At 46.5% G+C, this 706-nt stretch carries 1 protein-coding gene; it reads right to left on the minus strand.

Going from position 1 to position 706, the window contains the following annotated elements; genetic code table 11:
• Nucleotides 1–706, minus strand: a 706-nt coding sequence (locus tag N473_RS22300; protein WP_063369857.1) for a phage portal protein, incomplete at both ends; no start/stop codon positions are given.

Below are 706 nucleotides of genomic sequence, written 5' to 3' on the forward strand. Positions count from 1 at the left end.
GCCAGATTCAATCCTTAAGATTGCCTCTTTCACTTCTTTTAGACCGTCAATCGACAGGCGGCCTGCACCTATCCACTCACAGCGCGTCCAAGCTTCGCGGCGCTCATAAAAGTTGTATCGAGATCGTGGTGCAACTAGGATCCGTCTATGCAATGCTTCTTCTAGCCAGTTTGCAAAGACTAAAGATGCGAAACGAGCCGCAATCACTTTCCGTTTACCCATGGTGTAACGGAATGACTCGTTAAAGCTTGCTCTTGCGCTGCTGTAGTTAACTTTTGAATAGTCTCTCGCGATTTGCTCATAGCTCATGCCAAAGCCAGATGCTATAAAACGAAGCATTGACGCTTCCAAATCGGTAAAGCCATTGTTGGCGTTAGTGCTTTGGGTAAATTTAAGCTTTTCGCCAGGCACTAAGTGCGGGATCCTTGCCCCGTTCATGCGTATGTTTGCTGCAGAGTGGTATTCGCCCATATAAGACATCCACTTTTGCATTTGATCTGCGCCACTCTCCCCGCTTATAAGCTGAAACGCTTGTTCAGAGTCAAGTTCAGACTCAATAACTGCGGCGTACATCGCGTTGATGATGGCATTTTGTAGCGTTGTGTTTTGTAGCGTGCTTAAGCTCTGCATTTGCTGCATCATAGACAAAAGCAAGTTTGCACCGCGCGTTTGACCTGCCTCTATAGGCTCAAAAACATGAATAAAT

This window comes from Pseudoalteromonas luteoviolacea CPMOR-1 (assembly GCF_001625685.1).
Classification (GTDB): domain Bacteria; phylum Pseudomonadota; class Gammaproteobacteria; order Enterobacterales; family Alteromonadaceae; genus Pseudoalteromonas; species Pseudoalteromonas luteoviolacea_K.